We start from the raw sequence: 24005 nt of genomic DNA on the forward strand, positions 1-24005 counted from the left end.
CCGATTGTCCGGCGGGTACACCTGAGGGTATGGAGGGGCACCGGGGGCCGCGCGAGCCGAATCGCAGACTCGCCGAGCTGATCACCGAGGCCGGCTGCTCGAACGCGGGACTGGCCCGGCGGGTCAACCTCGCGGGTGCGGAGCTGGGCCTGGACCTGCGTTATGACAAGACTTCGGTGGCGCGCTGGCTGCGCGGACAGCAGCCGCGCGCCACCACGCCGGCGCTGATCGCCGAGGCCCTGGGCCGCAAACTGGGGCGGCCGGTCACCGTCGAGGAGATCGGCATGGTCGACGAGCGGGACGGGAGTTCCTCCCTCGCGCTCGGGCTGGCCGCCGACACCCAGGAGGCGATCGCGGTCGCGGCCGGGCTCTGGCGGGCCGACGCCGCCGGGCGCGAACAACTGCGCGCGGCCTCGTTCGCGGTCGCCGCGATGGTCGGGCCGAGCCGGGACTGGCTGATCATGGCCGAGGACCCGGTGGTGGCCCGGGGGATGGCCGCGGCCAAGAACGGGCACGCCCCGTTGCGCGTCGGCCTGTCCGACGTCGCCGCGGTCCGCGCGACCACCGACGCCTTCCGCGCGCTGGACCATCGCTTCGGCGGCGGCCACGTCCGGGTGCTGGCCGTGCGCTACCTGGACGGCGTGGTCGCCGAACTGTTGCGCGGCACCTATCCGGAGCGGGTCGGACGCCAGCTGTTCGGAGCCGCCGCGGCGCTCACCGAACTGGCCGGCTACCTCGCCTGCGACACCGGCCGCCTCGGTCTGGCCCAGCGCTACTACATCCAGGCCCTGAGACTGTCCCAGGCCGCCGGCGACCGGGCCCACGGCGGGCACATCCTGTCGGCGATGAGCCATCTGGCCAACTCGCTCGGCGCACCGCGGGAAACCGTGCAGCTGGCGCGGTCGGCTGACGAGGGCGCGCGGGGCATGGCCTCACCCCATGTGCGGGCCGAGTTCTTCTGCGCCGAGGCGCGCGGCTACGCCGCGATGCGCGACCGGCGCGCGGCCGAGCAGGCGCTGGGGCGGGCCAGCGACGAACTGGAACGCGGCGGTGGCGACGCCCCGGTCTGGTCCTCCTACTTCGACCACCACTACGTGGCCGACGCGGCGGCGGCCTGCCACCGCGATCTGGACCAGCCGCGGCAGGCCGCCGAACAGGCCGCCGCGGCGTTGGCCGGCTTCGGCGTGGACAAGACCCGGCGCCGGGTGCTGAACCTGTTCACCCTGGCCGCGGCCCGGGTGCAGGGCGGTGAGGTGGAGGCCGGCTGCGCGGCGGCGACCGAGGCGGTGAAGCTGTCCGGCCGGGCCCGGTCGGCGCGCGCGGTGGAGGCGCTGCACGATTTCGACCGGCGGCTGGACCCGTACGCGGCCGTCGCCGCGACCCGCGAGTTCCGCAGCTTGATCGCCTTGCGGCGGCCCGGAGAGCCGATCAACGCCTGAACGTCCGGGCCGGCTCCATCCGGCGATGTGGTGAGGTATCGAAAGTCCGATCGGGTAGGCTCGGTCCCGCCTATGGACGAGACGCACGAACGCGAGTCGACAGCCGGGGGCGGACAGGCGCCGCCGGAGGATGTCGCGACCGCCGAGGCGGAAAAGCCGTATACCGCGCAATTCGCCCCTGTCGAGACGCCTACCCAGGCAGTCTCCCCCGTTCCGCCCGAGGAAGACGGTTTCCCGGGCGGTCCGATCCCCGAATCCTCCGGCTTCTCCTGGCGGCTGCCGGGCCAGCCGGCGCCCGTGCAGCAGGCACAGGGCGGTATCCCGAACGAGTTCGACCACCTGTTCCGTGACGCCCCGGCCGACGGCCGCCGTTCGCTGATGCCCAACCAGGGCACGATAGGCGTCTCGGTGCCGGGCACCGCCGGCTATTCGCGATCGGGTTACTCGCAGAATCCTGCGACGAACGCGCCGGCCTCCAACGGCCCCGGCCACGGCGCTGGTCCCGGTGCCGACTTCGGCCCCGGTCCCGGCACCAATCTCGGCCCGCAGCCCACCCAGGCGCTGCCGCCGGCCGACTCCACCGGCCGCCAGGCCCCGGTCTACCAGTCCCCGACTCAGGACCAGGTCGGCTACGGGCAGCAGTTGCCCAGCCGCGCCTACGATCCGGGCGGTTACTCGGCGCAGGCCCAGGGCCAGGGCCCGGTCGACCCGGACTCGCACACCCAGTCCATACCGAGGGTGCCGGCGCAGCCGCCGATGTACGGCGGCATGAACAACGGCGGCATGAACAACGGCAACCCGGACCTGCTGTTGGCCACCGGCCCGGACCGGCGCCAGTCCAACCGCACGCTGCTGATCGCCCTCGGGGTGTTCGTGGTGCTGGTCGTGGTGGCCGCGGTGGCGTTCTCCGGCGGTGGCGGCAAGTCCAAGACCAACAACGCGGGCAAGACCACGAACGTCGACACCCCGGCGCCGAGCACCAGCGTCTCCGCCCCGCCCGGGGTGGACCCGGCGGCCAAGGCGCAGGCCGACGCGATCTTCACCCTGATCTCGCAGAGCCATGCCCTGCGGGTGGCGGCCAACGACGCGATCACCGGCGTACAGCAGTGCAAGAACGTCGCGGCCAACAAGGCGAGCTTCACCGACGTCGCGGCCAAGCGGCAGGCGCAGGCCGACGGCATGAAGCCGCTCAGCGTCGACAAGCTGTCCGGCGGCCAGCAGTTGCAGAAGGACCTGATCGACTCCTGGCAGCTGTCGGCGGAGTCCGAGAAGGACTACGCGGCCTGGGCCAACGACAACCTGACCTGTACCGGCAAGCCCGGCGCGAACGACAACTTCAACAAGGGCAACAGCGCCGGCACCGATGCCGGAAGGGCCAAGAACAAGGCGGTCGCGGACTGGAACGCCTTCGCCGCCAAGCTCGGCGAGCAGACGATCGAGATCAGCAACCTGTGACCGAGTGAGCAGGACGCTGAAGCATACGGCCACCGGTTTCCCGGTGGCCGTTCTCGTTCCCCAGAGCTCGATCAGGACCGGGTCGGGACCGGATCGGACCCGGGTCGGACCCGGATCAGAACCGAATCAGGGCTCGATCACCGAAGCTGGTCCGCGTACTCATCGGTCCCGGGCAGCGTCGGGATGAAGGGCGCGGCGAACTCCAACCGCCCGAGCCCGGAGGCCTCAGCCGCGGCCCCGTCCCCGGCGAACCGGTCCCAGTCCTGGGCCGGATCCGCCTCGGTGAAGTAGAGCACTGTGATGCGCTTGCCGACCCCCTCGACCGGCTTGACGTACGTCGGCGTCTTCCCCGGCAACGGCATCGGCTCGAAGACCATGGCCAGCGCCACCGGCGATCCCGCCAACTTGCCGGGCAGGTGCTTCTCCCTGAGCCACGCCGACAACGCCGCCGGATCCTGGTCCGGCCCCGCGTCGTAGACCTCGACGATCAGCCCCGCATACGGATAACTCAGAGCATGGATATCCCGCGGCCCCTTGTCACCGTCCCGATAGACCACGCCGAGGTAGTTCTGGAACGACGTGAACACATGCGTCCGCTCCTGATAGACCCGACCATCCGGCAACAGCCGCCGATTGATGGCCACGGTCCAGTCCAGGTGGTCCTGATAGCGGCCCTCATTGATCCAGTAAACGGTGATGTAAGCCCCGGCCGTCACCGGACTCGCGACCGCCGAATCGGCCGGATACCGCAGCAACTGCAACGGCCGCGTGGCCACCCACCGCCGCCCGGCGAACATCCACGGCATCGACATGGCGCCAGAAATGAAATGGTCGTCTTCGTACCATCTGTTATAGCTGAGCTCGTGGCCCGGATGCGGCTCCACCATGGTGATCAGGGCACTGCCGATCCCGGGGCCGTACGGCCCTTCCGAGGCCAGTTGCTTGTAGGGGCGCGGCTCGCGCTCGGGGTGCTCCTGTTTTTCCGACATGGCGCCTCCAGGTGTGGGCTTCCGGGTGAGCTGACGATACGTCAGATATTGCGAAGGGGGGATACCCGACCGATGTCACCGGCCCGAGCACTGCCGGCATGTGCGCCGATAAACCCTGATTCCGCTCACCGCCCGTTTGTTAGACTCCATGCCTGCGATCGGCAGGGGGAGGGCGCGATGTCGGGCAGCGCTGACCCGGACGGCAGGCCTGATCCGGAAGTGGCCGCCGACCTGGCCGGTTACATCGAGCACCTGAACCAGCTGCGGCTGTGGGCCGGTTCGCCGTCGGTCCGGAGTCTGGCCAAGCGGGTGGGGCCGTTGATGCGGCCGCCGCGTGCGGTTTCGCACACCACGGTCGCCGAGGTGTTCCAGACCCGGCGGCGGCGTCTTGATCTCGATCTGGTGATCGGTATCGTGCGCGCGCTCGGCGCGGACGAGGAGACGGTGCGTCGCTGGCGCTCGGCGTACCTGCGGGTGCACCGCGATTCCAAGGCGGTGGGAACGACCGCGGTACTGCGACAGCTGCCTGTCGACCTGGCCACGTTCATCGGGCGGGAGAAGGAGCTCGCCGCGTTGACCGCGGGCGCCGATCAGGAGTCGCACACCGTCGTGATCTCGGCGGTCGAGGGCATGGCCGGCATCGGAAAGACGCAGCTCGCCCTGCACGCGGCGCACAGCCTCGTGCAGGCCGGGCGCTACGCCGACGTCCAGCTCTACGCCAACCTGCGCGGCTTCGACCCGGACCACGAACCGTCCGACCCGGCTGCCATCCTCGACGCGTTCCTGCGTCAGCTGGAGGTGTCGGCCGCGCATGTCCCGGCCGGGCTGGACGAGCGGGCCGCGATGTTCCGCGACCGCGTCCACGGACGCCAGGCGTTGCTCCTGCTCGACAACGCCGCGGACGTCGACCAGGTCCGACCGCTGCTGCCGGCCTCCCCGACCTGCCTGGTGCTGATCACCAGCCGCCGCAGCCTGGCCGCGTTGGAGGGGGCGCGCTCGGTGACCCTCGACGTGCTCGCCCCGGGCGAGGCGGTCGAGCTGCTGGCCCGCATCGTGGGCGCCGAGCGGGTGGCCGCCGAACCGGAGGCGGCCGAACGGCTCGCGGAGCTGTGCGGCGGCCTGCCGCTGGCGGTCTCGCTGGTGGCGGCGCGGCTGCGCTCGCGCCCGGTGTGGACCCTGCGGTATCTGGCCGACCGGCTGGGCAACGGGCTGAACGAGATCGCGGCGGGCAGCCGGGGACTGGCCCGGGTCTTCGATCTGTCGTATCAGGGCCTGCCCGCGGCCGCGCAACGGGTCTTCCGGCTGCTCGGCGTCCACCCCGCGCTGGACTTCACCGCGGTCTCGGTCACCGCGCTGGCCGGGGTGGACCGCGGCGAGGCCGAGCGGATCCTGGAGTCGTTGCAGGACGAGCGGCTGGTCCAGCAGAAGGTCCCGGACCGTTACGAGCTGCACGACCTGCTGTGCGCCTACGCGGCCGAACGGGCCGCGGCGGAGCTCGGCGAGCAGGACCGCTCCGAGGCCGTCACCGCGGTCTTCACCTGGTACGTGGCGGCCATGCTGGCGGCGGGCCGGACGGTGAACCTCAGCCAGCCGCCGCCCTTCCCCGCCGCCGAACCGCGGGGCCACAGCATGCGGTTCCGTGACAGCAGGCAGGCGCTCGCCTGGTACGACCGGGAACGGGCGAACCTGCTGCGGATCCTCTCGGCGGCGGCGGCGCTCGCCCACGATCGGGTGGTCGTCCTGCTGACGCTGGGCATGATCCGGATCGAGGAGTCCGCCCGGAACTGGCGGGAGTCCGAACGACTGCTTCGCGCCGCCCTGCCCCACGCCCGGCGGTGTGGCGTCCCCGGGGCCGAGGCGCAGGTGCTGCAACGGTTGGGGTACACCCTCTGGTCGGACAACAGATCCGAGGAGGCGATCGGCCCGCTGGAAGAAGCCCTGGCCCTGACCCGCGAGCACGACGACTTGGTGACCGGACAACAGGTGCTGAACTGTCTGGCCATGGCGTACACCGGGGTCGGCGATCACGAACGCGGCCTGGAGGTCGCCCTCCAGGCCCTGGCCCTGCGGGACCGCGACGAAGTGCGCCTCGCGTACCGCAGCATCAACGCATTGAACACGGTGGCCATGTGTCTTCACGGGCTGGGCCGCCCGGGCGAGGCGGTGGCCTACATCGTCACCTCCATCGATGAGGCCAGAGCCCAGAGCGACCAGCTGTTCGTCACGGCGGGCCTGCACAACCTCGGGTTCACGTATCTCATCCTCGAGCGGTTCGACGAGGCCGTCACCGCCTTCGAAGAGTCGATAGCCATGGCGCGCGGCTTGGGCAACCTCTACCTCCACGCCGACAGCCTCAACGGCATCGCCCGAGTGCGGCACGCCGAAGGGCGCATCCCGGAGGCGCAGGAATCCCACCGCCAGGCACTGGCCGTCTTCGATGATCTCCCCCAGCCCGAAGCCGCACGCTTCCGCAGCCAACTCGACGCATCACCGCTGCGGTATCCGCTGTAGTGCCTGCTTTAGTGCCTGCTCTAGCGTCCGCTGTAGCGGCTCAATGCGAGCCGAGGAGGGTCCCGAACAGCAGCCCGACGGCGACGATGCCGACGAAGACGCCGACCGTCGCGGGGCGTGCGAAGTTGACGGTCCAGCCCACGCCGAAGCGCTTCTGGACGAAGACGGACGGGTCCTCGCGGTTGGCGTAGAAGATCCCCAGCTTCCAGAAGCGGTCGTCGTCGCGGTTGACGGTGCCGCCGGACTTTGCGGCGGGGCTGACTGAGCTGCTGTCGCCCGAGCCGCTTTTACCCGAAGTGCCTCCGCCCGGCACGTCTTCGGCGAGTCGCAGCCGCGAACCGCCCTGCCCGAACCGGACCGACACCACGATCAGCCCCGCCGTCGCCAGCACGATCGGCGCCAGCAGCAGTACCACGAAGACACCCGTGCTGCCGGTCAGCTTCCACATCGCCAGCGCGCCGAAGAACATCGACAGGTCCACGGCGGCCGCCAGGACCAGCAGGCAGCGCGCCATCGCGGTGACGAAGCGGCGGTGCCGGCGCGCGGCGTGCGGGTCCTGCGCGTCGAGCTGCGCCTTGCCGCGGGCGGTGGCCCAGGACACGGCCACGATCAGCGCCGTGACCCCGATCTGCGCCAGAACCAAGGCGAACGCCGAGCCGAGGTTCTTGTCGGTGTACGAGGTCGGGTGCCCGCCGCCGTCGTAGTGCGAGACGAGCCGGTCCGGCATGCGCGGGTAGCGGATCGCGCCGACGATCGCCGTGCCCGCCGTGATCACCGCTGCCGGCAGGGCCCACAGCCAGGGGAACGGTTCGGGCCGGGTGCGCAGCGTGGTGTCGGTGACGGTGACCTGCGTGCGGCCCTCGAACCAGCGACCGTCGCGTTTCGCGTCGGCGACGTGCGATCGGGCCACCAGGTACGCCGCCAGCGATCCGCCGAACTCGACCAGCAGGGCGGTGGGTATCGCAGCCTGCGACGACGCCACGAACCATCCGGCGAGCACCGCGACGACCGTCACCGCGCCGACGCCGATCCGGTACGTCCGCCGGGCGGCCGCCACCACCGGATCCCCGGCGCGCTCGGCCGGCACCCGCACCCCGAACTGCACGCTCGGCGGCGTCAGCACCGGGGTGAGCAGGGACAGGGACCCGATCAGCAGGGCCGGCAGGACCGCGGGCAGAGCAGAGGTGTGCATCGGAGCCTTCCGTCCAACTCAGTGTTCTGTGAACTCGTCCAGCAGGGCCTGACACCGGGCCAGCACCTCCGGTGGCGCCATCCCCTTCGCGAAGCCCTCGGCGAGCAACGTCCGCGCCCGCCGCTCCCAGTCCCCGGCCTCCTGCGCCGAAGCGGGCCCGTCCCCCGGCCCCCGCGCCACCACCGCGCCGGTCCGGCGTCCCAACCGCACCAATCCCTCACGCCGCAACAGGTCGTACGCCTTGTTCACGGTGTGCATGTTGATCTCTAGATCGGCGGCCAACTGCCGCGTCGTCGGCAGCGAATCCCCCGGCACCAGCACGCCGGCCGCCACCGCCTCCACTATCTGGTCGCGCAGTTGCTGGTAGATCGGGACTTCGCCGTCGGGTTCCACGGTGAGGAGCAAAGGTCTGCCTCCTTCGGGGCTATTGATATAGAACAGCTAGAACAATGGCGCGTCAAGGGGTGTCGCGGGGAGCTGTCGGGACTGCCCCGCTGACCCTGGCCATCTCACTCCGCCCCGCCTAATCTGACGCACCATCAGGCGCCGCGCGCCACCCGGGCCGCCAGGGCCGTCACCACCTACGAAAGGCTCCGCTCATGTTGCTCGAAGGCAAGACGGTGATCGTGTCAGGGGTCGGCGAAGGCCTCGGGCGGGAGGTCGCGCAGGCCGCGTACGGCCAGGGCGCGAATGTGGTGCTGGGGGCGCGGACCGAGGCGAACCTGGTCAAGGCGGCCGCCGACTTCGACGCCGCGCGGGTCGCCTACGCGCCGACCGACATCACCTCCGAGGACGCCTGCCGGCGGTTGGTCGACCTCGCGGTCGAACGCTTCGGCGCGCTGGACGGGTTGGTCAACGTCGCGGCGATGGACCAGGTCTTCGGGGGTGTCAGCGACGCCGACTTCGCCGACTGGCGCGCCGTCTACGAGGTCAACGTCGTCGGCACCCTGCAACTCAGCAAGGCCGCGATCCCGCATCTGGCGCGGGAGTCCGGGGTCGCCACGGGCATCGTCCACATCCTGTCGCAGTCGATGTGGGTGCCGGCGACGGAGGTCATGCAGGCCGCGTACGCCGCCTCCAAGGGGGCGCTCCTGTCCGCGACCTATGGCATGGCCAAGGAGTTGGGGCCGCGGCGGATCCGGGTGAACGCCGTCGTGCCGTCGTGGATGTGGGGGCCGATGGTGCAGGGGTATGTGGCGTGGACTGCTTCGTCACAAGGCATTCCGGAGGAGCAGGTGATCTCGTCACTCACCGCGCGCACGGCGTTGCCGGAGATCGCCAGTGACGGGGACGTTGCGAATGCGGCCATTTACATGGTGTCGCCTTATGCCGGTGGGATCACTGGTCAATCACTTGCGGTCAACGCCGGCGACTACTTGCGGTGATGGGACGTCCCCCCTTGTAGCGCGGTTGTGACGAAAGCGGGATGGCCCAGTTGAACGGCTGAGTGAGGATCGCCGTCATGTCCTCATCAGCACGCACGTCGCCGGCGCGGCGTCCGGGCCCGGACGGCTACGGCCGCCAGGACCGCGGGTCGTCGATGCCGCCGAGGTCGGGGCGGTCTGAGCCGCCGAACGCAGGCTATGGCCGTGGGCCGGGCCCGTCCGGGCACGATGCTTCGTACCCCGAGCGGGGTGTTCCGGGTACCGAGCGCGGTGACCGTGGCGTTCCGGGCGCGGACCGTGCCGAGTATGCGGACCGCGCCGACCGCGCCGACCGTGCGGACCGCGGTGCCTCGGGTGCCGACCGCCGCCGCGCCGCGTCCCGGTCCGGATCCGGCACCGCCTCCGCCACTGGCGACCGGTTGCTGGCCGGAGCGCCGAACTGGCTGCCGGCCGCGGCCGTGCTGGGCGGTCCGATTCTGGCCGTCATCGTGGGCAAGCTGCTGGGCAACTACTACGGCCCGGGGTTCGCGGTACCCACCGTCCTGTGCGCCGCCTTGGCCGCCGCCGCGGCGACCCCGAACGGCCGCTGGTGGGTCATGAGCGCCCTGCCGCCGGTGGCCTGGCTGGTCGCCGCCGTGGCCGAGTTGGCCTGGCACGACCCGGGTTATGTGAACACCAAGCAGAAGCTGGTCGGCCTGGTGCACGCGACGACCCACGTCTTCCCGGTGATCCTGGTCGCGCTGGTGGTTATGGGACTGGTTATAGCGGGCGCGGTCATGCGCGGCCGGCAGAGCAGCAGTGGCCGGCAGAGCAGCACCGGCCGGCAGAGCCGTGGGCGACAGGACAGTGGCCGACGGAACGGTGGGCGACAGAGCGGCGGGCGACAAAGCGGGGGAGGCGCGCGTCGTGTCTGATTGGTATCCGGAAGACGGTGACTACCGCGGCGACGGCGACCGCCGTGGCGGCGGTGGCGAACGTCGGCGCGGTGGCGGGGGAGATTACCGCGCAGACGCTGGCGGTGGCCGCCGCGAGGAACCCGAGCAGCCGTGGCGGGCGGCCCAGGCCCAGCGCCGGCCCGAACCGCCGCAGCAGCGGGACAGCGGCGGCTGGCCGCAACAGCCGCCGCGGGCGCGTCCGGACGACCCGACCCACCACGGCGGCCCCGGCGACTGGCACGCCGCCGAGCAGACGAGCGTCATGGGCCAGCAGGCCCCGGACGGCTATGGCGCCGCCGCCGACGAGTACGACTACGACGACGACCACCTGGAGTCCGGCCGCCGGGGCGGCGACGGCGGAGGCGGCGGCCGTCGTGGAGGCGGACGCGCCGCCATGGAGCCCGGCCCCGGCAAGGGCCGCAAGCGCGGGGTGCTGGCCGGCCGGATCACCGCCGCCACCATGAGCGCGATCGTGGTCCTGGCGACCGGCTTCGTCTGGTACGCGCACAAGTCGCTCACCGACGGCCTGCACACCTCGGACTCGATCAGCCAGATCAAGCCCGGCCAGGACGGCTATGTGGCCCCGCACCTCGGCGCCGACGTCAACCTGCTGCTGATCGGTCTGGACTCGCGTAAGGACATGAACGGCAACGACCTGCCGACGTCCCTGGTCGAGGACGAACTGCACGCCGGGTCCTCCGACATCGGCGGCTACAACACCAACGTGCTGATCCTCATGCACATCCCGGCCAACGGCGGCCAGGTCACCGCGTACTCGATCCCGCGGGACAGCGACGTCGAGCGGCCCGGCGGCCCGGCGGCCATCCCCGGCGTGGGCACCGTGCAGGTGCCGGACATGGGCATGGGCAAGATCAAGGAGGCCTACGGCGACGCCAAGGCCTTCGCCGACCAGAAGATCGACGCCGGCGCCAAGAAGCCGGACAAGGCCACCGAGGAGTCCGAGAGCCGCGAGGTCGGCCGCGAGGCCACGATCCGGGCCGTGCAGAAGCTGACCGGCGTGCACGTCGACCACCTCGCCGAGGTCAACCTGGTCGGCTTCTACGACATCGTCAAGCAGATCGGCAGCATCCAGGTCTGCCTCAAGGCCCCGGCCTACGACCCGATCGAGGACGGCGCGGGCACCGGCATCAACCTGAAGGCCGGCGTGTCCACCATCGACGCGGCCACCGCGCTTCAGTTCGTGCGCCAGCGCTTCCACCTGCCCAACGGCGACCTGGACCGCACCCACCGCCAGCAGGCGTTCCTGACCTCGGTGATGCAGGCGTTGAAGAAGAAGGGCGTGCTCAGCGATGTCGGGTCCATGCAGGGCCTGTTCAACGTGGTGAAGAACGACATCGTGATCGACAACCAATGGGACGTGCTGGACTTCGCCTCCCAGGCCTCCAACCTGACCGGCGGCAACGCGCAGTTCATAACCCTGCCGACCACCGGGACCGTCACGGTCAACGGCGAGGAGGCGCTGACGGTCGACCCGAACGCGATCAAGAACCAGGTCACCTCCGCGTTCAACAACGACGCCGCGGTGGCGCCGCCGCCGACCACGGCCTCCAGCTCGACCCCGCCGCCGTCGGCACCGACCACGACTCCGACGCCCCCGGCGAACATCACCGTCCTGAACGGCACCACCACCACCAGCCTGGCGCTGAAGGCCGGCGGTGCGCTGTTCGACGACGGCATCCCGGTCAGCAAGACCGGCAACGGCGGCAACGGCGTCCAGCACACGACCATCCGCTACGGCGCCGGCGAGGAGGCCCTGGCCAAGCAGATCCAGGCCAAGCTCGGCACCAAGCTGGCACCGGAGTCCAGCAGTTCGCTGCCGAAGGGGAGCATCACGGTCACGCTCGGGTACGACTACAAGCTGCCTGTCGCGAAGACCACCACGCCGCCTTCGGGGCAGCCCAGTGGTGGCGCGACCAGCGTGCCCACCGACGGCTCCTCCGACTCTTCCGGGTTGAGCTCCGGCGGGGCGGTCAGCGCGGCGGGATCGCAGGACGGAATCCCTTGCGTGTACTGAGGGATTGAGGGACTGAGTAGGCAACTACGCCACGGGCGCCAGAGGCTTCGGCTTCTGGCGCTCGTGGTGTTTCGGCGCAGATGTGCCCCAGTCCGCGGCGCTAGTTCTTCACATACCGCTCGGCGTATCTGGCCACCGCCTCGACCATCTCGTCCAGCGACGGTCCCGGTGCCGTCATGGCCTTGATGTTCGACATCCATGGCGCGCCCAGCAAGTCGGTGACGCCCCACTCCTCCAGCTGCGCGCACAGCTCTGGCGTCGGTTCGGCCAGCACCGCGAGCATCGCCCGGAACGGCCGGTCCAGGGTGCCGGCCTCCTCGCGGGCCGCGCGGATCCGGTCCATGATCGACCGGGTCTCGTCGACCGTGTGGTAGATCCCGATCCAGCCGTCGTTGCGGGCCGCTCGGCGCAGCGCGATGTCGGAGACGCCGCCGACGTAGACCGGAATCGGGTCGTTCGGCGTCGGGGTGATCGAGCAGGCCGGGAGGGTGTAGTTCGGGCCCGCCACCTCGACCACGTCGCCGGTCCACAGCCGGCGCAGGGCCAGCAGCATCTCGTCGAGGCGGGCTCCGCGTTTGGGCCAGGCCTGGCCGGTGGCGGTGAATTCGTCTCGGCTCCAGCCCGGTCCGACGCCGAGTGCGATCCGGTGGTGGCCCTCTGGTGTGCCCTGTGAGATGTAGGCGGCGGTGGCCACCTGGTTGGCGACAGTCAGCAGGTCGCGGGCCGGGGCCACGTAGATGTTCGTTGTGAAGTGCAGGCGGGTCGTCACCGCGGCCATTGCCGCGATCGCCACCCAGGGTTCGGGCCAGTGGGTGTCTTTCGTCCAGTAACGGGATCCGTCTGGCGTATAGGGGTAGGGGGAGGACAGTTCGACCGGATGGAACAGGTGGTCCGGGATGGCGATCCCTTCGAACCCGTGCTCTTCCGCGGCCCGCGCGAGGCCGGTGAAGTGTGCGGTGTCGCAGAACGCCGGTGAGAGCCAGAACTTCATGGGCCGTCTCCCCTTCACTTTTCGCCTGGGAGGAATCAATCTGACACCTAGTCAGATGTCAAGCGCGAACCAGGACAGGGGACGGCCGATGGGAAAGTTGGACGGACGGGTGGTGCTGGTCACCGGCGCGGCGCGGGGTCAGGGTGCCGAGGAGGCGCGGCTGTTCGCCGAGGAGGGGGCGCAGGTGGTGCTCGCCGATGTGCTGGAGGAGGCCGGGCAGGCCGTCGCCAAGGAGATCGGTGACGCGGCGCGGTTCGTGCGGCTCGACGTCACCGACGAGGCGCAGTGGATCGCCGCCGCGGACTTCGCCGCGGCTGAGTTCGGCAAGCTCGACGGCCTGATCAACAACGCCGGGATCCTGCGGTTCAACAAGATCGAGAAGACCTCGATCGAGGAGTACATGCAGGTGGTGACGGTGAACCAGGTCGGCGTCTTCCTGGGGCTGCATGTGTGCCTGCCGCGGATCCGGGCGGCCGGTGGCGGGACGGTGGTGAACACCGCGAGCGTCGACGGCTTCGCCGGCATGGCGTATCTGGGTTCTTACGTCTCGACCAAGTTCGCCGTCAGAGGTCTGACGAAGGTCGCGGCCCTGGAGGCCGGACCGACGGTCCGGGTGAACTGCATCTGCCCCGGCGGCGTCCACACCCCGATGGTCACCGAGCACATGCCCGAGGACGCCGACCCCGACATCGGCTACTCCGGCATCCCGCTCAAGCGCGTCGGCACACCACTTGAGATCGCGAAAGCCGCGCTGTTCCTCACCTCCGACGACTCGTCCTACTGCACCGGCGCCGACTTCGTCCTCGACGGCGGGGCGCTGGCCGGCATCCACTTCGGCTAGGTATCCACTTCGGCTAGGCATCCACCTTCGGCTAGGAGACTCCATGGAGTTCGGCATCTTCGTCCAGGGCCACGTCCCGCTCTCGAAGCTGGCCGCCGACCCCGATTTCGAGCACACCTCGCTCATGAACGACATCGAGATCGCCAAGGCCGCCGACCGGGCCGGCTTCAAGTACCTGTGGGCCTCCGAGCACCACTTCCTCGACGAGTACTCGCACCTGGCCAGCAACGACGTCTTCCTGGGCTATCTGGCCGCCGCGACCGAGCGGATCCACCTGGGCTCCGGCATCTTCAACCCGCTGCCGCAGGCCAACCACCCGGTGAAGGTGGCCGAGAAGGTCGCGACCCTGGACCACCTGACCGGCGGCCGGTTCGAGTTCGGGACCGGCCGGGGTGCCGGCTCGCGCGAGATCCTGGGGCTGGGGCTGCCGGACACCGCGGTCACCAAGGAGATCTGGGCCGAGGTGGTGCGCGAGATCCCCAAGATGTGGATGCAGGACTCGTATTCGCACCAGGGCAAGTGGTTCTCGATGCCGGAGCGCAACGTGCTGCCCAAGCCGTGGAAGAAGCCGCATCCGGCGATGTGGTACGCGGCCGGGAACCCGCCGTCGTACGAGATGGCCGCGCGGATGGGGCTGGGCGTGCTGGGCTTCTCGGTGGGCTCGGCCGCCGACGCCGAGGCCGCCGTCGCGGCGTACAAGAAGGCGGTGCCCTCGGCCGAGCCGGTCGGGGCGTACGTCAACGACAACGTCATGGTCACGTCCTCGGCGGTGTGCCTGGCCGACGGCAAGCGGGCCCGGCAGGCCGCCGCGGCGATGGGGATGGGACGGCTCCAGTCCCTGGTGTTCCGCTATCACGACACGTTCCCGCGCCCGGACTGGGTCCCGGAGTGGCCCGGGGTGCTGCCCGAGCCGACCGTCGAGGAGGTCGAGTGGCGGCTGCACAACGGCTACCTGATCTGCGGCGACCCGGACGAGGTGCTGACCCAGATCAAGCGTTATGAGGCAACGGGAGTCGACCAGTTGGTGTTCGGCCTGCCGATCCAGCTCTCCCTGGCCGACACGCTGGAGACGATCGAGCTGATCGGCCGGCACGTGATTCCCAAGCTGGACAAGGATCCGGTCCATCGGACCACACGGTTCCGCAGCGCCGCGGCGGCATTGGGTAAATAAATACATAGACAAGCCATCGGGTATCGAGACAGCACCCCCTCGCAGAAGGAGTCATCTTGCGCATCGGCGTCACGGTCTTCCTGACCGACCAGACCATCGGTCCGGCCGAGCTCGGGCGCGCGCTCGCCGAGCGCGGCTTCCAGTCGTACTACGCCCCCGAACACACCCACATCCCGGTCAGCCGGGCCACCCCGGCGCCGCTGGGGGAGCCGCTGCCGGAGTACTACTCGCGGATGCTCGACCCCTTCGTCGCGCTGGCCACGGTCGCGGCCGCCGCCCCGGGCATCCGGGTGGGCACCGGCATCTGCCTGGCCGCCCAGCACAACCCGCTGCTGCTGGCCAAGACCGCCGCGACGCTGGACCTGGTCAGCGGCGGCAACTTCGACCTCGGCGTGGGCTTCGGCTGGAACAAGGAGGAGATGGCCGACCACGGCGTGGACTTCGGCACCCGCCGGGAGCACGTCCGCGAGACCGTCCTGGCGATGCGGGAGCTGTGGGGCAAGGAGGTCGCCTCCTACCACGGGGAGCACGTGGCCTTCGACCCGTCGTGGTCCTGGCCGAAGCCGGCAGCCGGGCGCATCCCGGTGCTGATCGGCGGCGCGGCCGGGCCGAAGCTGTTCGGGGCCGTGCTGGACTACGCCGATGGCTGGATGCCGATCGGCGGCCGCGGGCTGACGCAGGCACTGCCGGTGCTGCGGGCGGCGGCACAGGAGGCCGGCCGGGATCCGGACACGCTGCGGGTGGTGCCGTTCGGCACCGAGCCGACGCCGGGGAAGCTGGAGCACTACCGGTCGCTGGGCATCGAGGAGATTGTGTTCAACGTCCCATCGGCGCCCGCGGAGCAGATCTTGCCGGTGCTCGACGACTACGCTCGTTACGTCGAGCGGGAATAGACCCGGTTCACTGCCGCGTAGGAACTGGAATGACGATGCTGCCCACCGCCAATGCCATGCGCCGTGCCCTGCACCGGGCGGGTGAGGGAGTCGCGCTCAGTGCCGAGGAGGCGGCGGTTCTGCTCGCTGCGCGGGGAGCCGATCTGGACGCGCTGTGCGCTGTCGCCTCGCGCTTACGTGACCAGGGGTTGGAGGCTGCCGGCCGGCCCGGCGTGGTGACCTACTCCCGGAAGGTCTTCATCCCCCTTACCCGATTGTGTCGGGATCGATGCCATTACTGCACTTTCGTGACGGTTCCCGGGCGCCTGGACTCCCTCTACCTCTCACCCGACGAGGTTCTGGACATCGCGGCCAAGGGCGCGGCGTTGGGTTGCAAGGAAGCCCTCTTCACGCTCGGTGACCGGCCGGAGGACCGGTGGCCGCAGGCGAAGGAGTGGCTGGACGCGCACGGGTACGACTCGACGCTGGACTACGTCCGGGCGATGTCGATCCGGGTGCTGGAGGAGACCGGGCTGCTGCCGCACCTGAACCCCGGTGTGCTCTCCTGGTCCGACTTCCAGCGGATGAAGCCGGTGGCCCCGTCGATGGGCATGATGCTGGAGACCACGGCGACGCGGTTGTGGTTCGAGCCCGGCGGTCCGCACTACGGCTCTCCCGACAAGGAACCCGCGGTGCGGTTGCGGGTGCTGGAAGACGCCGGACGTTCGTCGGTCCCGTTCACCACCGGGATCCTCATCGGCATCGGGGAGACGCTGGAGGAGCGGGCTGACTCGATCTTCGCGATGCGGAAGGTGGCGCGCACCTACCGGGGCATCCAGGAGATCATCATCCAGAACTTCCGGGCCAAGCCGGCCACCGCGATGATGCACACCCCGGACGCGGACCTGGAGGAGCTGGCGGCGACGATCGCCACGGCGCGGGTCGTCCTCGGGCCCTCGGTGCGGATCCAGGCGCCGCCGAACCTGGTGGACGCGCAGTACGGGTTGATGCTGCGGGCCGGGATCGACGACTGGGGTGGGGTCTCGCCGCTCACGGCCGACCACGTCAATCCGGAGCGGCCCTGGCCGGCCATCGAGGAGTTGGCCGCTCAGTCGGCCGGTGCGGGCTTCGACCTGAAGGAACGGCTGACGATCTACCCCGAGTACGTGCTGCGCGGGGAGCCGTGGCTGGATCCGCGGATCATGCCGCATGTCCGGGCGCTGGCCGATCCCGAGACCGGGATGGCGATCGAGGGGCGGATCCCCACCGGTATCCGGTGGCAGGAGCCTGATGGCGGCTGGGATACCTCTTCGGGCCGTACCGACCTGCACGCGTCGATCGACACCGACGGCCGGACCGAGGACCGCCGCTCGGACTTCTCGGAGGTGTACGGGGACTGGGACGAGCTGCGGGAGCACGCGTCCCGGACCTCGGTGGACCACAGCGCCGGCGCTCCGGAGCGGATCGACGCGGCTTTGAAGACGGCGCTGGCCGCCGCTGAGCGCGATCCCGGCAACCTCTCCGACGAGGACGCGCTGGCCCTGATCCACGCCGACGGTCCCGCTCTGGACGCGCTGACCGCGCTGGCCGACGGGCTGCGGCGCGACGCCGTGGGCGATGAGGTGACGTACATCGTCAACCGGAACATCAACTTCACGAACGTCTGCTACACCGGGTGCCGATTCTGCGCCTTCGCGCAGCGGCGTACCGATGCCGACGCCTACACGCTGTCGGTGTCCGAGGTCGGCGACCGCGCCGAAGCCGCGTGGCAGGTCGGGGCCACCGAGATCTGCATGCAGGGCGGGATCCACCCGGACCTGCCCGGCACCGCGTACTTCGACCTGGCGGCCGAGATCAAGCGGCGCGCGCCCGGGCTGCACCTGCACTCCTACTCGCCGATGGAGATCATCAACGGCGTCTCCCGGACCGGGATGTCCATCCGCGAGTTCCTGACCGCGGCCAAGGAGGCCGGCGTCGACTCGCTGCCCGGTACCGCCGCCGAGATCCTCGACGACGACGTCCGCTGGGTGCTGACCAAGGGCAAGCTGCCGGCCGCGCAGTGGATCGAGGTGATCACCACGGCGCATCAGGTGGGGATCCCGACCACGTCCACGATGATGTACGGGCACGTCGACAACCCCGCGCACTGGGTCGCGCACCTGCGGGTGCTGGCCCGGATCCAGGACGAGACCGGCGGCTTCACCGAGTTCGTGCCGCTGCCGTTCATCCACTCCAACGCGCCGGTCTACCTGGCCGGCCTCGCGCGGCCCGGCCCCACGCTGCGGGACAACCGCGCGGTGCACGCCATGGCGCGGGTCATGCTGCACGGGCGGATCAGCAACATCCAGACGTCGTGGGTCAAGCTCGGCGTGGAGGGCTCGCGCGCGATGCTCACCGGCGGCGTCAACGACCTCGGCGGCACGCTGATGGAGGAGACGATCTCGCGCATGGCCGGCTCCGAGTACGGCTCGGCCAAGGGCATCAGCGAACTCGAGGAGATCTGCGCCCCCCTCGGCCGCCCCACCCGCCAGCGCACCACCCTGTACGGCCAGGTGCCGGCCGAGCGCATCGAGGCGGCGCGGGCCGCCGACTCGCGCGGCCTGCTGCGCACGATGCTGCCGCTGGCGTAAGAATCTCCGCAAAGGGCTGTCGATTCCGGGCCCGCGCCGTTCGTCGGTTCGGTGTGGGCCCGCCCGGGGCCCGCCCAACGGAGAAAGGCGACAGCGATGTCCAAGTACCTGGTCCTGATCTACGAGGACGAAGCCTCCTACGCCACCGCGGACTCGGAGACGCTCAACGGGGTCCTGGCCGCCCACATGGCCTTCATCGCCGACAACAAGGACACGGTCCTCAGCGGCGAGCCGCTGATGCCCACCACCACCGCCACCAGCATCCGCGACGGCGTGGTCACCGACGGCGCCTTCGCCGAGACCAAGGAGGCCCTGGGCGGCTACTACCTCATCGAGGCGCCCGACATCGACGCCGCCCTGGCCGTCGCCAAGCAGGTGCCGGCCCGCTTCGGCGGCGTCGAGGTGCGGCCGGTCATGGTCTTCGAGCAGGCCTGACATGACTGCCCTGAGATGACTGCCCTGACATGACTGCTTTGACGTGAGTACCACCGCGGGCAAGCCTCAGGACGCGCCGGCCGCCACGGCCTCGGCGGCCGGCGGAGCGGCCGGGGCCGCCGGGGCGTCCCTGGGCTCGCTTGCGGGGCGGGGCGGTGATCCAGGTGCGACCGCCACGACTTCTGCGATCTTGCCTGCCGACTCGCCCTGCGAAGACGCCGCCATGACCGAGCCGGGCGCCGTTGCCCAAGCCGCCGCGACGGCCCCGGGCGCTGTCGCCAAAGCTGACACCGCCGACCCGCGTGCCGTCGCCCAAGCCGTGGCCGAGGCCCACCGCCGCGAGTGGGCCCTCGTCCTCGCCGCGACAGCGCGCGTGGCCGGCGACCTCGACCTCGCCGAGGAGTGCGTCCAGGACGCCTATGCCAAGGCCCTCACCGCCTGGGCCGAGTGCGGTATCCCCCGGCGCCCCGCCGCGTGGCTCACCACCGCTGCCCGCAACCGCGCGCTCGACGTCCTGCGCCGCGATGTCGCGCTGCGCAAGCGCCTCCCGCTCCTGCTCGATGAGCCGCCCGATCCCGTCGCCGAGATCCCCGACGAGCGACTGCGCCTGATCTTCACCTGCTGCCATCCCGCGCTCGCCCTCGAAGCGCAGGTGGCGCTGACGCTGCGCCTGCTCTGCGGCCTCACCACCGGCGAGGTGGCGCGTGCGTTCCTCGTCAGCGAGGCGACAATGGCCGCGCGGATCACGCGTGCCAAGAAGAAGATCGCCGCCGCGCGGATTCCCTACCGGGTGCCGGACGCCGAGGAGCTGCCCGAGCGGATAGAGGCCGTGCTGGCCGTCGTCGACCTCGTCTTCACCACCGGGCATACCGCGCCCGCCGGTCCTGAGCTGGTGCGGACCGATCTCGTGGACCGGGCGCGGGACCTGGCGCGGATGCTCAGGGTGCTGCTGCCCGGTGACGCCGGGGTCGCGGGGCTGCTCGCCTTCATCCTGCTCACCGATGCCCGCCGGGCCGCTCGCGTTGATGCGCGCGGCCGCCTCGTCCTGCTGGAGGATCAGGACCGTGCGTTGTGGGACCGGGACGCGATCGCCGAGGGCCGGCGGTTGGTGCGCGAAGCCCTCCGGCGGCGGCCGCCGACCCGGTACGCGCTCATGGCCGCGATCGCCGCGGTGCACGCCGACGCCGCGAGCTGGGAGGCGACCGACTGGCCGGAGATCGTCGGCCTCTACGACCTCCTGCTGCGCTACCGGCCCTCGCCGGTCGCCGCGCTCAACCGCGCCGTGGCCATCGGTTTCGCGGAAGGCGACGGCTACGGCCCGGAGCGGGGCCTGGAAGCCCTCGACGGGCTGGCCCTGGAACCCCGCCTCGCCGGCTACGCCTACCTCGCTGTGGCTCGCGCCGACATGCTCCGCCGCCTGGGCCGCCGTGCGGCGGCCCGCGCGGCCTACGAGGAGGCGCTCCTGTTCACCGACAATGACGTGGAGGGCGAGTTCCTGCGGAGCCGGCTTCAGAAGTTGGACGGGAACTCGTAGGGCTGGAACGGCACGTCCCGCCCGACGTTCAGCTGCACCTCGGTGTGCTCCTTGAGCGCCACGTCCCGCGGGTCCCCGTCGTATTCCTTCCCGTCCACCCACACCGTCACGTCCCCGTCCGCCGGTCCGACCGCGTGCCGGGTCAGCGGCTGGCCCCACAGGTCGAAGAACTCGCCGAGGGTGAAGTCGTGCGGCGTCGGGGCCTCGGCGTGGATGACGCCGGACTCGTCGTGGGTGTGCAGCCAGTAGAAGCCCTCGGCCGCGGTGATCACCGGGTCGGGGCGGGTGGGGTCCAGGACGATGGGGCGGGTCACGCCGACGCCGGCCGGGACCCAGTGCTCCGTGCCGTCCACATACAGCGTCAGGTGGGAGTGCACGTGGTAGCCGCCGGCCACCATCGGTCCGGCGGGGATGCCGTCGATCGGTCTGCCGTCCAGGACCGCCGCGGCGGCCAGGACCGGCGGGTCGTCGACGATCGGGTTGTCGGCGGCGGCCGCCGGGGCGCCGCACAGGCCGGTGAACAGCGCCAGCGCGGACAGCGCGGCCAGGGTGCCGAGCGCGCCGAGCCGGCGGCGCGGAGACTGGGGGTGCCTCATGAGATCAGGATCATTCCAAGTTGTGCCCGTTATGCCAGATATCAGCGTATTCGTACTCACTCCTGTCCGAGGTAAACGCATCGTCACTCGAAAGCGTGAAAAGACCGTGGACCGAGGATCCGAAGACTTCGAAGCCTTCTACGAAGGCCACCGTGACCCCTGCTTCCGGGCGGTTCTGGCCACCGTCTCCGACCGGCACCTGGCCGAGGAGCTGACGGCCGAGGCCTTCGCCCGGGCCTGGGGGCACTGGCGCAAGGTGCGCAGGCACCCGGCGCCGGCGGCCTGGGTGGTGCGCACCGCGCTGAACACCCACATCTCCTGGTGGCGAAGGCGCCGCCGGGAGGTGCCGTGGGACGCCGCGACCGTGGGGGCCCTGGAGCGCGAACCGGCCGACGACGATGCGACAGTCGTCGACCTCGCGCTGCGCGCGGCCCTGCGCAAGCTGCCGGCCCGGCAGCGCGAAGTGGTGGTGCTGCGGGTCTTCCTCGATCTGGACACCCGGAGCACGGCCGCCGCCCTCGGCGTCGCGCCCGGCACCGTCCAGTCCCACCTCCACCGCGCGATCAAAGCGCTGCGGGCGGAGCTCGAAGAGACCAACGAGCGGGAGGAAATCACGCGATGAGCACAGACGACATGGACGCTCTGGCACCAGGCGACGAGGAACTGCTCAACGGCCTGCACCGGTCGGTGGCCGGGGCGGCGCTGGCCACCAGCGCCGCCGACGTGGTGGCGCTGGGCCGCCGCACCCGCACCCGGAACCGCGCCGTGGCGGCCGGGATCGGGACGAGCGCGGCGGCGATCGTCGCGGCGATCGGCGTGCTGGCGCCGTCGGGAGGGGCCGGGGCCGGCTCCGGAACCGCCTACGGGGCACTCCCGCACGCCGGACCGCGCGGCGGCGCTCTGTCCGGCGGGTCGGACCCGGGCGGCAGCAAGGCGGTGCCCCCGACCACCGGCACGCAGTCCCCGGCCCTGTCGGAGACGGGCTTCGTTCTGGACGAGCAGTCCGACGGCACCATCGGTGTGACCGTCAAGACCCTGTTCGACCCGACTGCCCTGCAAGCCGCGCTGGACAAGGCGGGGGTCCCCAACGTGATCACGGTGGCGCAGATCCCCGACGGCTGGGACATGAGTCGCGGCATCGAGTGCACACCGGAGTCCGGGGTGCGCCCGGCGGGCCGGGTCGGCGGGGAGGCCATCACCTTGCCGAAGGGCCCGACCCATCTCACTCTTGTGGTCCATCCGTCGGTGATCCCCGCCGGGGACTACCTGACGCTGACGCAGTTCCAGTCCCACGGCCAGACGAAGGTGACCAGCTTCGGGCTCTACGTCGGCCGCCAGAGGACCTGCGTGCCCCAGCACTCGGTCGGCTCCACCGGCCACGACTTCGGCTGACGCCCCGCCTCACCGCAGTTCGCGCTTGAGCACCTTGCCCAGCGAGCTGCGCGGGAACGCCTCGACCAGCTCAACGTGCCGCGGCACTTTGTAGTTGGCGAGGCGTTCCGTCGCGTACGCGAGCAGTGCCTCCGGCTCGATCCGCTGTCCCGGCACCGCGATCACGAACGCCTTCCCGACCTCCCCGAGGCGCGGGTCCGGCACGCCGACCACGGCCGCCTCCTGCACCCCCGGGAACGTCAGCAGCACCTGCTCGATCTCGGCCGGATAGGCGTTGAAGCCGCCGCAGATGAACATGTCCTTGATCCGGTCGGTGATCCGCAGGTTCCCGGCCTCGTCGAGCTCCCCGACGTCCCCGGTGCGCAGCCAGCCGTCGGCGTCGATCGCCTCGGCGGTGCCCGCCTCGTCCTCGAAGTAGCCCCGCATCACGTTGTAGCCGCGCACCAGGATCTCCCCGGTGCCCTCGGCGGTGCGCACCTCGACCCCGTCGATCGCCCGCCCCGAGGTGCGTGCCACGACCTCCGGCGCGTCTTCGTCCCGGCACATCGTCACCACGCCGGTGGCCTCGGTGAGGCCGTAGGCGGTGATCACCGTCGACAGGCCCAGGGTGTCGCGCATCCGCTCGATCAACTCCACCGGGATCACCGCCGCGCCGGTGGCCGCGGCTCGCAGCGAACTGAGATCGTGCTTCGCCAGCTCCGGATGCGCCAGCAGCATCTGGTACACCGCCGGCGCCGCCGGGAACACGGTGATCCGCTCGCGCTCGATCGCGGTGAACAGCGCGTCGGCGTCGAAGGAGGCCAGCGGGACCATCGTGGCCCCGCGCATCAGGCAGGCCAGGATTCCGGCCTTGTAGCCGAAGGTGTGCGAGAACGGGTTCGCTATCAGATAGCGGTCCCCGGCGCGCAGGCCGACGATCTCAGACCACTGATCGAAGGCCCGGGTCGTCTGCCCGTGCGTGGCCCGCACGCCCTTCGGGGCGCCGGTCGTGCCGGAGGTGAAGAACAGGTCACTCGGTGAATCAGGGGTCAGCGACACCGCCGCCGCGTCGAACACACTCGCCGGGATCTTCATCCCCGGCGCCCGGAACTGCCGGCGCGACACCACCGGCGGCAGCCCGCCGTCGGTGAAGGCGGTCATGGTCTCCAGGTCCGGCAGCCCGTCGCGGATCTCCTTGAGCTGCCCCACATAATCGATGCCCAGGAACTCGCCGGACACCGCGACCAGCTTCGTCCGCGACTTGCGCAGGATGTAGCCGACCTCGGCCGCCTTCAGCCGGGTGTTCAGCGGCACCAGGACGGCGCCGACCGACACCGCGCCGAGCGCCGTGACGATCCACTCCGCCGAGTTCGGGGCCCAGATCGCCACCCGGTCGCCGGGCTCCACACCCCAGGCGATCATCGCCCGGCCGGTCTGCCGCACCCGGGAGGCCAGGTCGGCGAACGTCAGCCGTTGTTCTCCGTCGACCACCGCCTCGCGGTCGCCGTGGTCGGCGGCGGCGCGCGCCACCAGGTCCGGGATCGTCGTCGTGCCGAGCTGCACCGTCATCTCCAGCGGCCTTTCGCACAGGGGAACTTGGCTCTGGCACCGTGCCGGGGCCCA

The 24005-nt window shown here is 70.9% G+C and carries 20 protein-coding genes; 14 read left to right on the top strand and 6 right to left on the bottom strand.

Annotation, left to right across the window (positions count from 1 at the left end; translation table 11 throughout):
- Nucleotides 1-29: 29 nt before the first annotated feature.
- Both IZR01_RS11915 and IZR01_RS11920 read left to right on the top strand, forming a co-directional pair.
- Complete coding sequence (locus IZR01_RS11915; RefSeq protein ID WP_194897074.1) at nt 30-1439, top strand: NsdA family TPR-like regulatory protein; 1410 nt, start codon at nt 30-32, stop codon at nt 1437-1439.
- Nucleotides 1440-1511: 72 nt separating this feature from the next.
- The gene (locus tag IZR01_RS11920; RefSeq protein ID WP_194923835.1) at nt 1512-2894 is read left to right on the top strand and encodes a hypothetical protein; all 1383 of its coding nucleotides are present in this window, start codon (nt 1512-1514) and stop codon (nt 2892-2894) included.
- 137 nt (nt 2895-3031) lie between these two features.
- On the opposite strand, the gene IZR01_RS11925 is transcribed toward IZR01_RS11920, so the two are convergent.
- Entirely contained in the window at nt 3032-3883 is an 852-nt protein-coding gene (locus IZR01_RS11925) for a hypothetical protein (RefSeq protein ID WP_194923836.1), read from the bottom strand.
- A 177-nt stretch (nt 3884-4060) separates the two neighbouring features.
- On the opposite strand from IZR01_RS11925, the gene IZR01_RS11930 reads away from it, so the two are divergent.
- Entirely contained in the window at nt 4061-6394 is a 2334-nt protein-coding gene (locus IZR01_RS11930) for an ATP-binding protein (RefSeq protein ID WP_194897077.1), read from the top strand.
- Nucleotides 6395-6434: 40 nt separating this feature from the next.
- Here the strand turns inward: IZR01_RS11930 and IZR01_RS11935 are convergent, their stop codons facing one another.
- Nucleotides 6435-7586, bottom strand: coding sequence for a DUF1648 domain-containing protein (locus IZR01_RS11935; RefSeq protein WP_194923837.1), 1152 nt, complete (start codon nt 7584-7586; stop codon nt 6435-6437).
- An 18-nt stretch (nt 7587-7604) separates the two neighbouring features.
- Nucleotides 7605-7991 (bottom strand): GntR family transcriptional regulator, encoded by a 387-nt coding sequence (locus IZR01_RS11940; protein ID WP_194923838.1) that lies wholly within the window; start codon nt 7989-7991, stop codon nt 7605-7607.
- Nucleotides 7992-8185: 194 nt separating this feature from the next.
- Here IZR01_RS11940 and IZR01_RS11945 point away from each other — a divergent pair, with 194 nt between their 5' ends.
- The 3 genes from IZR01_RS11945 (at nt 8186) to IZR01_RS11955 (ending at nt 11941) form a co-directional block, all read left to right on the top strand.
- Nucleotides 8186-8971 carry an SDR family oxidoreductase gene (locus IZR01_RS11945; protein ID WP_194923839.1) on the top strand — a complete coding sequence of 262 codons (786 nt, stop codon included), beginning with the start codon at nt 8186-8188 and terminating at the stop codon, nt 8969-8971.
- Nucleotides 8972-9048: 77 nt separating this feature from the next.
- Nucleotides 9049-9885, top strand: coding sequence for a hypothetical protein (locus IZR01_RS11950; protein WP_194923840.1), 837 nt, complete (start codon nt 9049-9051; stop codon nt 9883-9885).
- Nucleotides 9878-11941, top strand: a complete 2064-nt coding sequence (locus tag IZR01_RS11955) for an LCP family protein (protein ID WP_323746530.1) — start codon at nt 9878-9880, stop codon at nt 11939-11941. The genes IZR01_RS11950 and IZR01_RS11955 overlap by 8 nt, the downstream gene beginning before the upstream one ends.
- Nucleotides 11942-12041: 100 nt before the next feature.
- Here the strand turns inward: IZR01_RS11955 and IZR01_RS11960 are convergent, their stop codons facing one another.
- Nucleotides 12042-12932 carry a TIGR03619 family F420-dependent LLM class oxidoreductase gene (locus tag IZR01_RS11960; protein WP_194897082.1) on the bottom strand — a complete coding sequence of 297 codons (891 nt, stop codon included), beginning with the start codon at nt 12930-12932 and terminating at the stop codon, nt 12042-12044.
- Between the two features lie 88 nt (nt 12933-13020).
- Here IZR01_RS11960 and IZR01_RS11965 point away from each other — a divergent pair, with 88 nt between their 5' ends.
- From IZR01_RS11965 to IZR01_RS11990, 6 genes are all read left to right on the top strand, one after another.
- Nucleotides 13021-13773: a glucose 1-dehydrogenase gene (locus IZR01_RS11965; protein ID WP_194897083.1), complete on the top strand. Its 753-nt coding sequence runs from the start codon at nt 13021-13023 to the stop codon at nt 13771-13773.
- Nucleotides 13774-13816: 43 nt separating this feature from the next.
- Nucleotides 13817-14944: an LLM class flavin-dependent oxidoreductase gene (locus IZR01_RS11970; protein ID WP_194923841.1), complete on the top strand. Its 1128-nt coding sequence runs from the start codon at nt 13817-13819 to the stop codon at nt 14942-14944.
- A 56-nt stretch (nt 14945-15000) separates the two neighbouring features.
- Entirely contained in the window at nt 15001-15837 is an 837-nt protein-coding gene (locus IZR01_RS11975) for an LLM class F420-dependent oxidoreductase (protein ID WP_194897085.1), read from the top strand.
- 29 nt (nt 15838-15866) lie between these two features.
- Entirely contained in the window at nt 15867-18446 is a 2580-nt protein-coding gene (locus IZR01_RS11980) for a bifunctional FO biosynthesis protein CofGH (protein WP_194923842.1), read from the top strand.
- Between the two features lie 96 nt (nt 18447-18542).
- Complete coding sequence (locus tag IZR01_RS11985; RefSeq protein WP_194900036.1) at nt 18543-18881, top strand: YciI family protein; 339 nt, start codon at nt 18543-18545, stop codon at nt 18879-18881.
- A 43-nt stretch (nt 18882-18924) separates the two neighbouring features.
- A complete protein-coding gene (locus IZR01_RS11990; protein ID WP_323746984.1) occupies nt 18925-20415 on the top strand; it encodes an RNA polymerase sigma factor in 1491 nt (496 codons plus the stop codon).
- Here the strand turns inward: IZR01_RS11990 and IZR01_RS11995 are convergent.
- A complete protein-coding gene (locus tag IZR01_RS11995; protein WP_194923843.1) occupies nt 20391-21011 on the bottom strand; it encodes a hypothetical protein in 621 nt (206 codons plus the stop codon). The two genes, IZR01_RS11990 and IZR01_RS11995, sit on opposite strands and share 25 nt — an antisense overlap.
- Nucleotides 21012-21117: 106 nt before the next feature.
- Between IZR01_RS11995 and IZR01_RS12000 the strand changes: the two genes are divergently transcribed.
- Both IZR01_RS12000 and IZR01_RS12005 read left to right on the top strand, forming a co-directional pair.
- Nucleotides 21118-21633, top strand: a complete 516-nt coding sequence (locus IZR01_RS12000) for a SigE family RNA polymerase sigma factor (protein ID WP_194900136.1) — start codon at nt 21118-21120, stop codon at nt 21631-21633.
- Nucleotides 21630-22403: a hypothetical protein gene (locus tag IZR01_RS12005; protein ID WP_194923844.1), complete on the top strand. Its 774-nt coding sequence runs from the start codon at nt 21630-21632 to the stop codon at nt 22401-22403. The genes IZR01_RS12000 and IZR01_RS12005 overlap by 4 nt, the downstream gene beginning before the upstream one ends.
- Before the next feature lie 9 nt (nt 22404-22412).
- Here the strand turns inward: IZR01_RS12005 and IZR01_RS12010 are convergent, their stop codons facing one another.
- Nucleotides 22413-23951, bottom strand: coding sequence for a FadD3 family acyl-CoA ligase (locus IZR01_RS12010; protein WP_194923845.1), 1539 nt, complete (start codon nt 23949-23951; stop codon nt 22413-22415).
- Nucleotides 23952-24005 lie beyond the last annotated feature (54 nt).

Source organism: Catenulispora pinisilvae, assembly GCF_015356865.1.
Taxonomy (GTDB): domain Bacteria; phylum Actinomycetota; class Actinomycetes; order Streptomycetales; family Catenulisporaceae; genus Catenulispora; species Catenulispora pinisilvae.

What these genes read in the sequence shown, in the direction of transcription:
- IZR01_RS11915 (WP_194897074.1), top strand. Translation starts at nt 30, where the DNA reads ATGGAGGGGCACCGGGGGCCGCGCGAGCCGAATCGCAGACTCGCCGAG.
- IZR01_RS11920 (WP_194923835.1), top strand. Translation starts at nt 1,512, where the DNA reads ATGGACGAGACGCACGAACGCGAGTCGACAGCCGGGGGCGGACAGGCG.
- IZR01_RS11925 (WP_194923836.1), bottom strand. Translation starts at nt 3,883, where the DNA reads ATGTCGGAAAAACAGGAGCACCCCGAGCGCGAGCCGCGCCCCTACAAG.
- IZR01_RS11930 (WP_194897077.1), top strand. Translation starts at nt 4,061, where the DNA reads ATGTCGGGCAGCGCTGACCCGGACGGCAGGCCTGATCCGGAAGTGGCC.
- IZR01_RS11935 (WP_194923837.1), bottom strand. Translation starts at nt 7,586, where the DNA reads ATGCACACCTCTGCTCTGCCCGCGGTCCTGCCGGCCCTGCTGATCGGG.
- IZR01_RS11945 (WP_194923839.1), top strand. Translation starts at nt 8,186, where the DNA reads ATGTTGCTCGAAGGCAAGACGGTGATCGTGTCAGGGGTCGGCGAAGGC.
- IZR01_RS11950 (WP_194923840.1), top strand. Translation starts at nt 9,049, where the DNA reads ATGTCCTCATCAGCACGCACGTCGCCGGCGCGGCGTCCGGGCCCGGAC.
- IZR01_RS11960 (WP_194897082.1), bottom strand. Translation starts at nt 12,932, where the DNA reads ATGAAGTTCTGGCTCTCACCGGCGTTCTGCGACACCGCACACTTCACC.
- IZR01_RS11965 (WP_194897083.1), top strand. Translation starts at nt 13,021, where the DNA reads ATGGGAAAGTTGGACGGACGGGTGGTGCTGGTCACCGGCGCGGCGCGG.
- IZR01_RS11970 (WP_194923841.1), top strand. Translation starts at nt 13,817, where the DNA reads ATGGAGTTCGGCATCTTCGTCCAGGGCCACGTCCCGCTCTCGAAGCTG.
- IZR01_RS11980 (WP_194923842.1), top strand. Translation starts at nt 15,867, where the DNA reads ATGACGATGCTGCCCACCGCCAATGCCATGCGCCGTGCCCTGCACCGG.
- IZR01_RS11985 (WP_194900036.1), top strand. Translation starts at nt 18,543, where the DNA reads ATGTCCAAGTACCTGGTCCTGATCTACGAGGACGAAGCCTCCTACGCC.
- IZR01_RS11995 (WP_194923843.1), bottom strand. Translation starts at nt 21,011, where the DNA reads ATGAGGCACCCCCAGTCTCCGCGCCGCCGGCTCGGCGCGCTCGGCACC.
- IZR01_RS12005 (WP_194923844.1), top strand. Translation starts at nt 21,630, where the DNA reads ATGAGCACAGACGACATGGACGCTCTGGCACCAGGCGACGAGGAACTG.
- IZR01_RS12010 (WP_194923845.1), bottom strand. Translation starts at nt 23,951, where the DNA reads ATGACGGTGCAGCTCGGCACGACGACGATCCCGGACCTGGTGGCGCGC.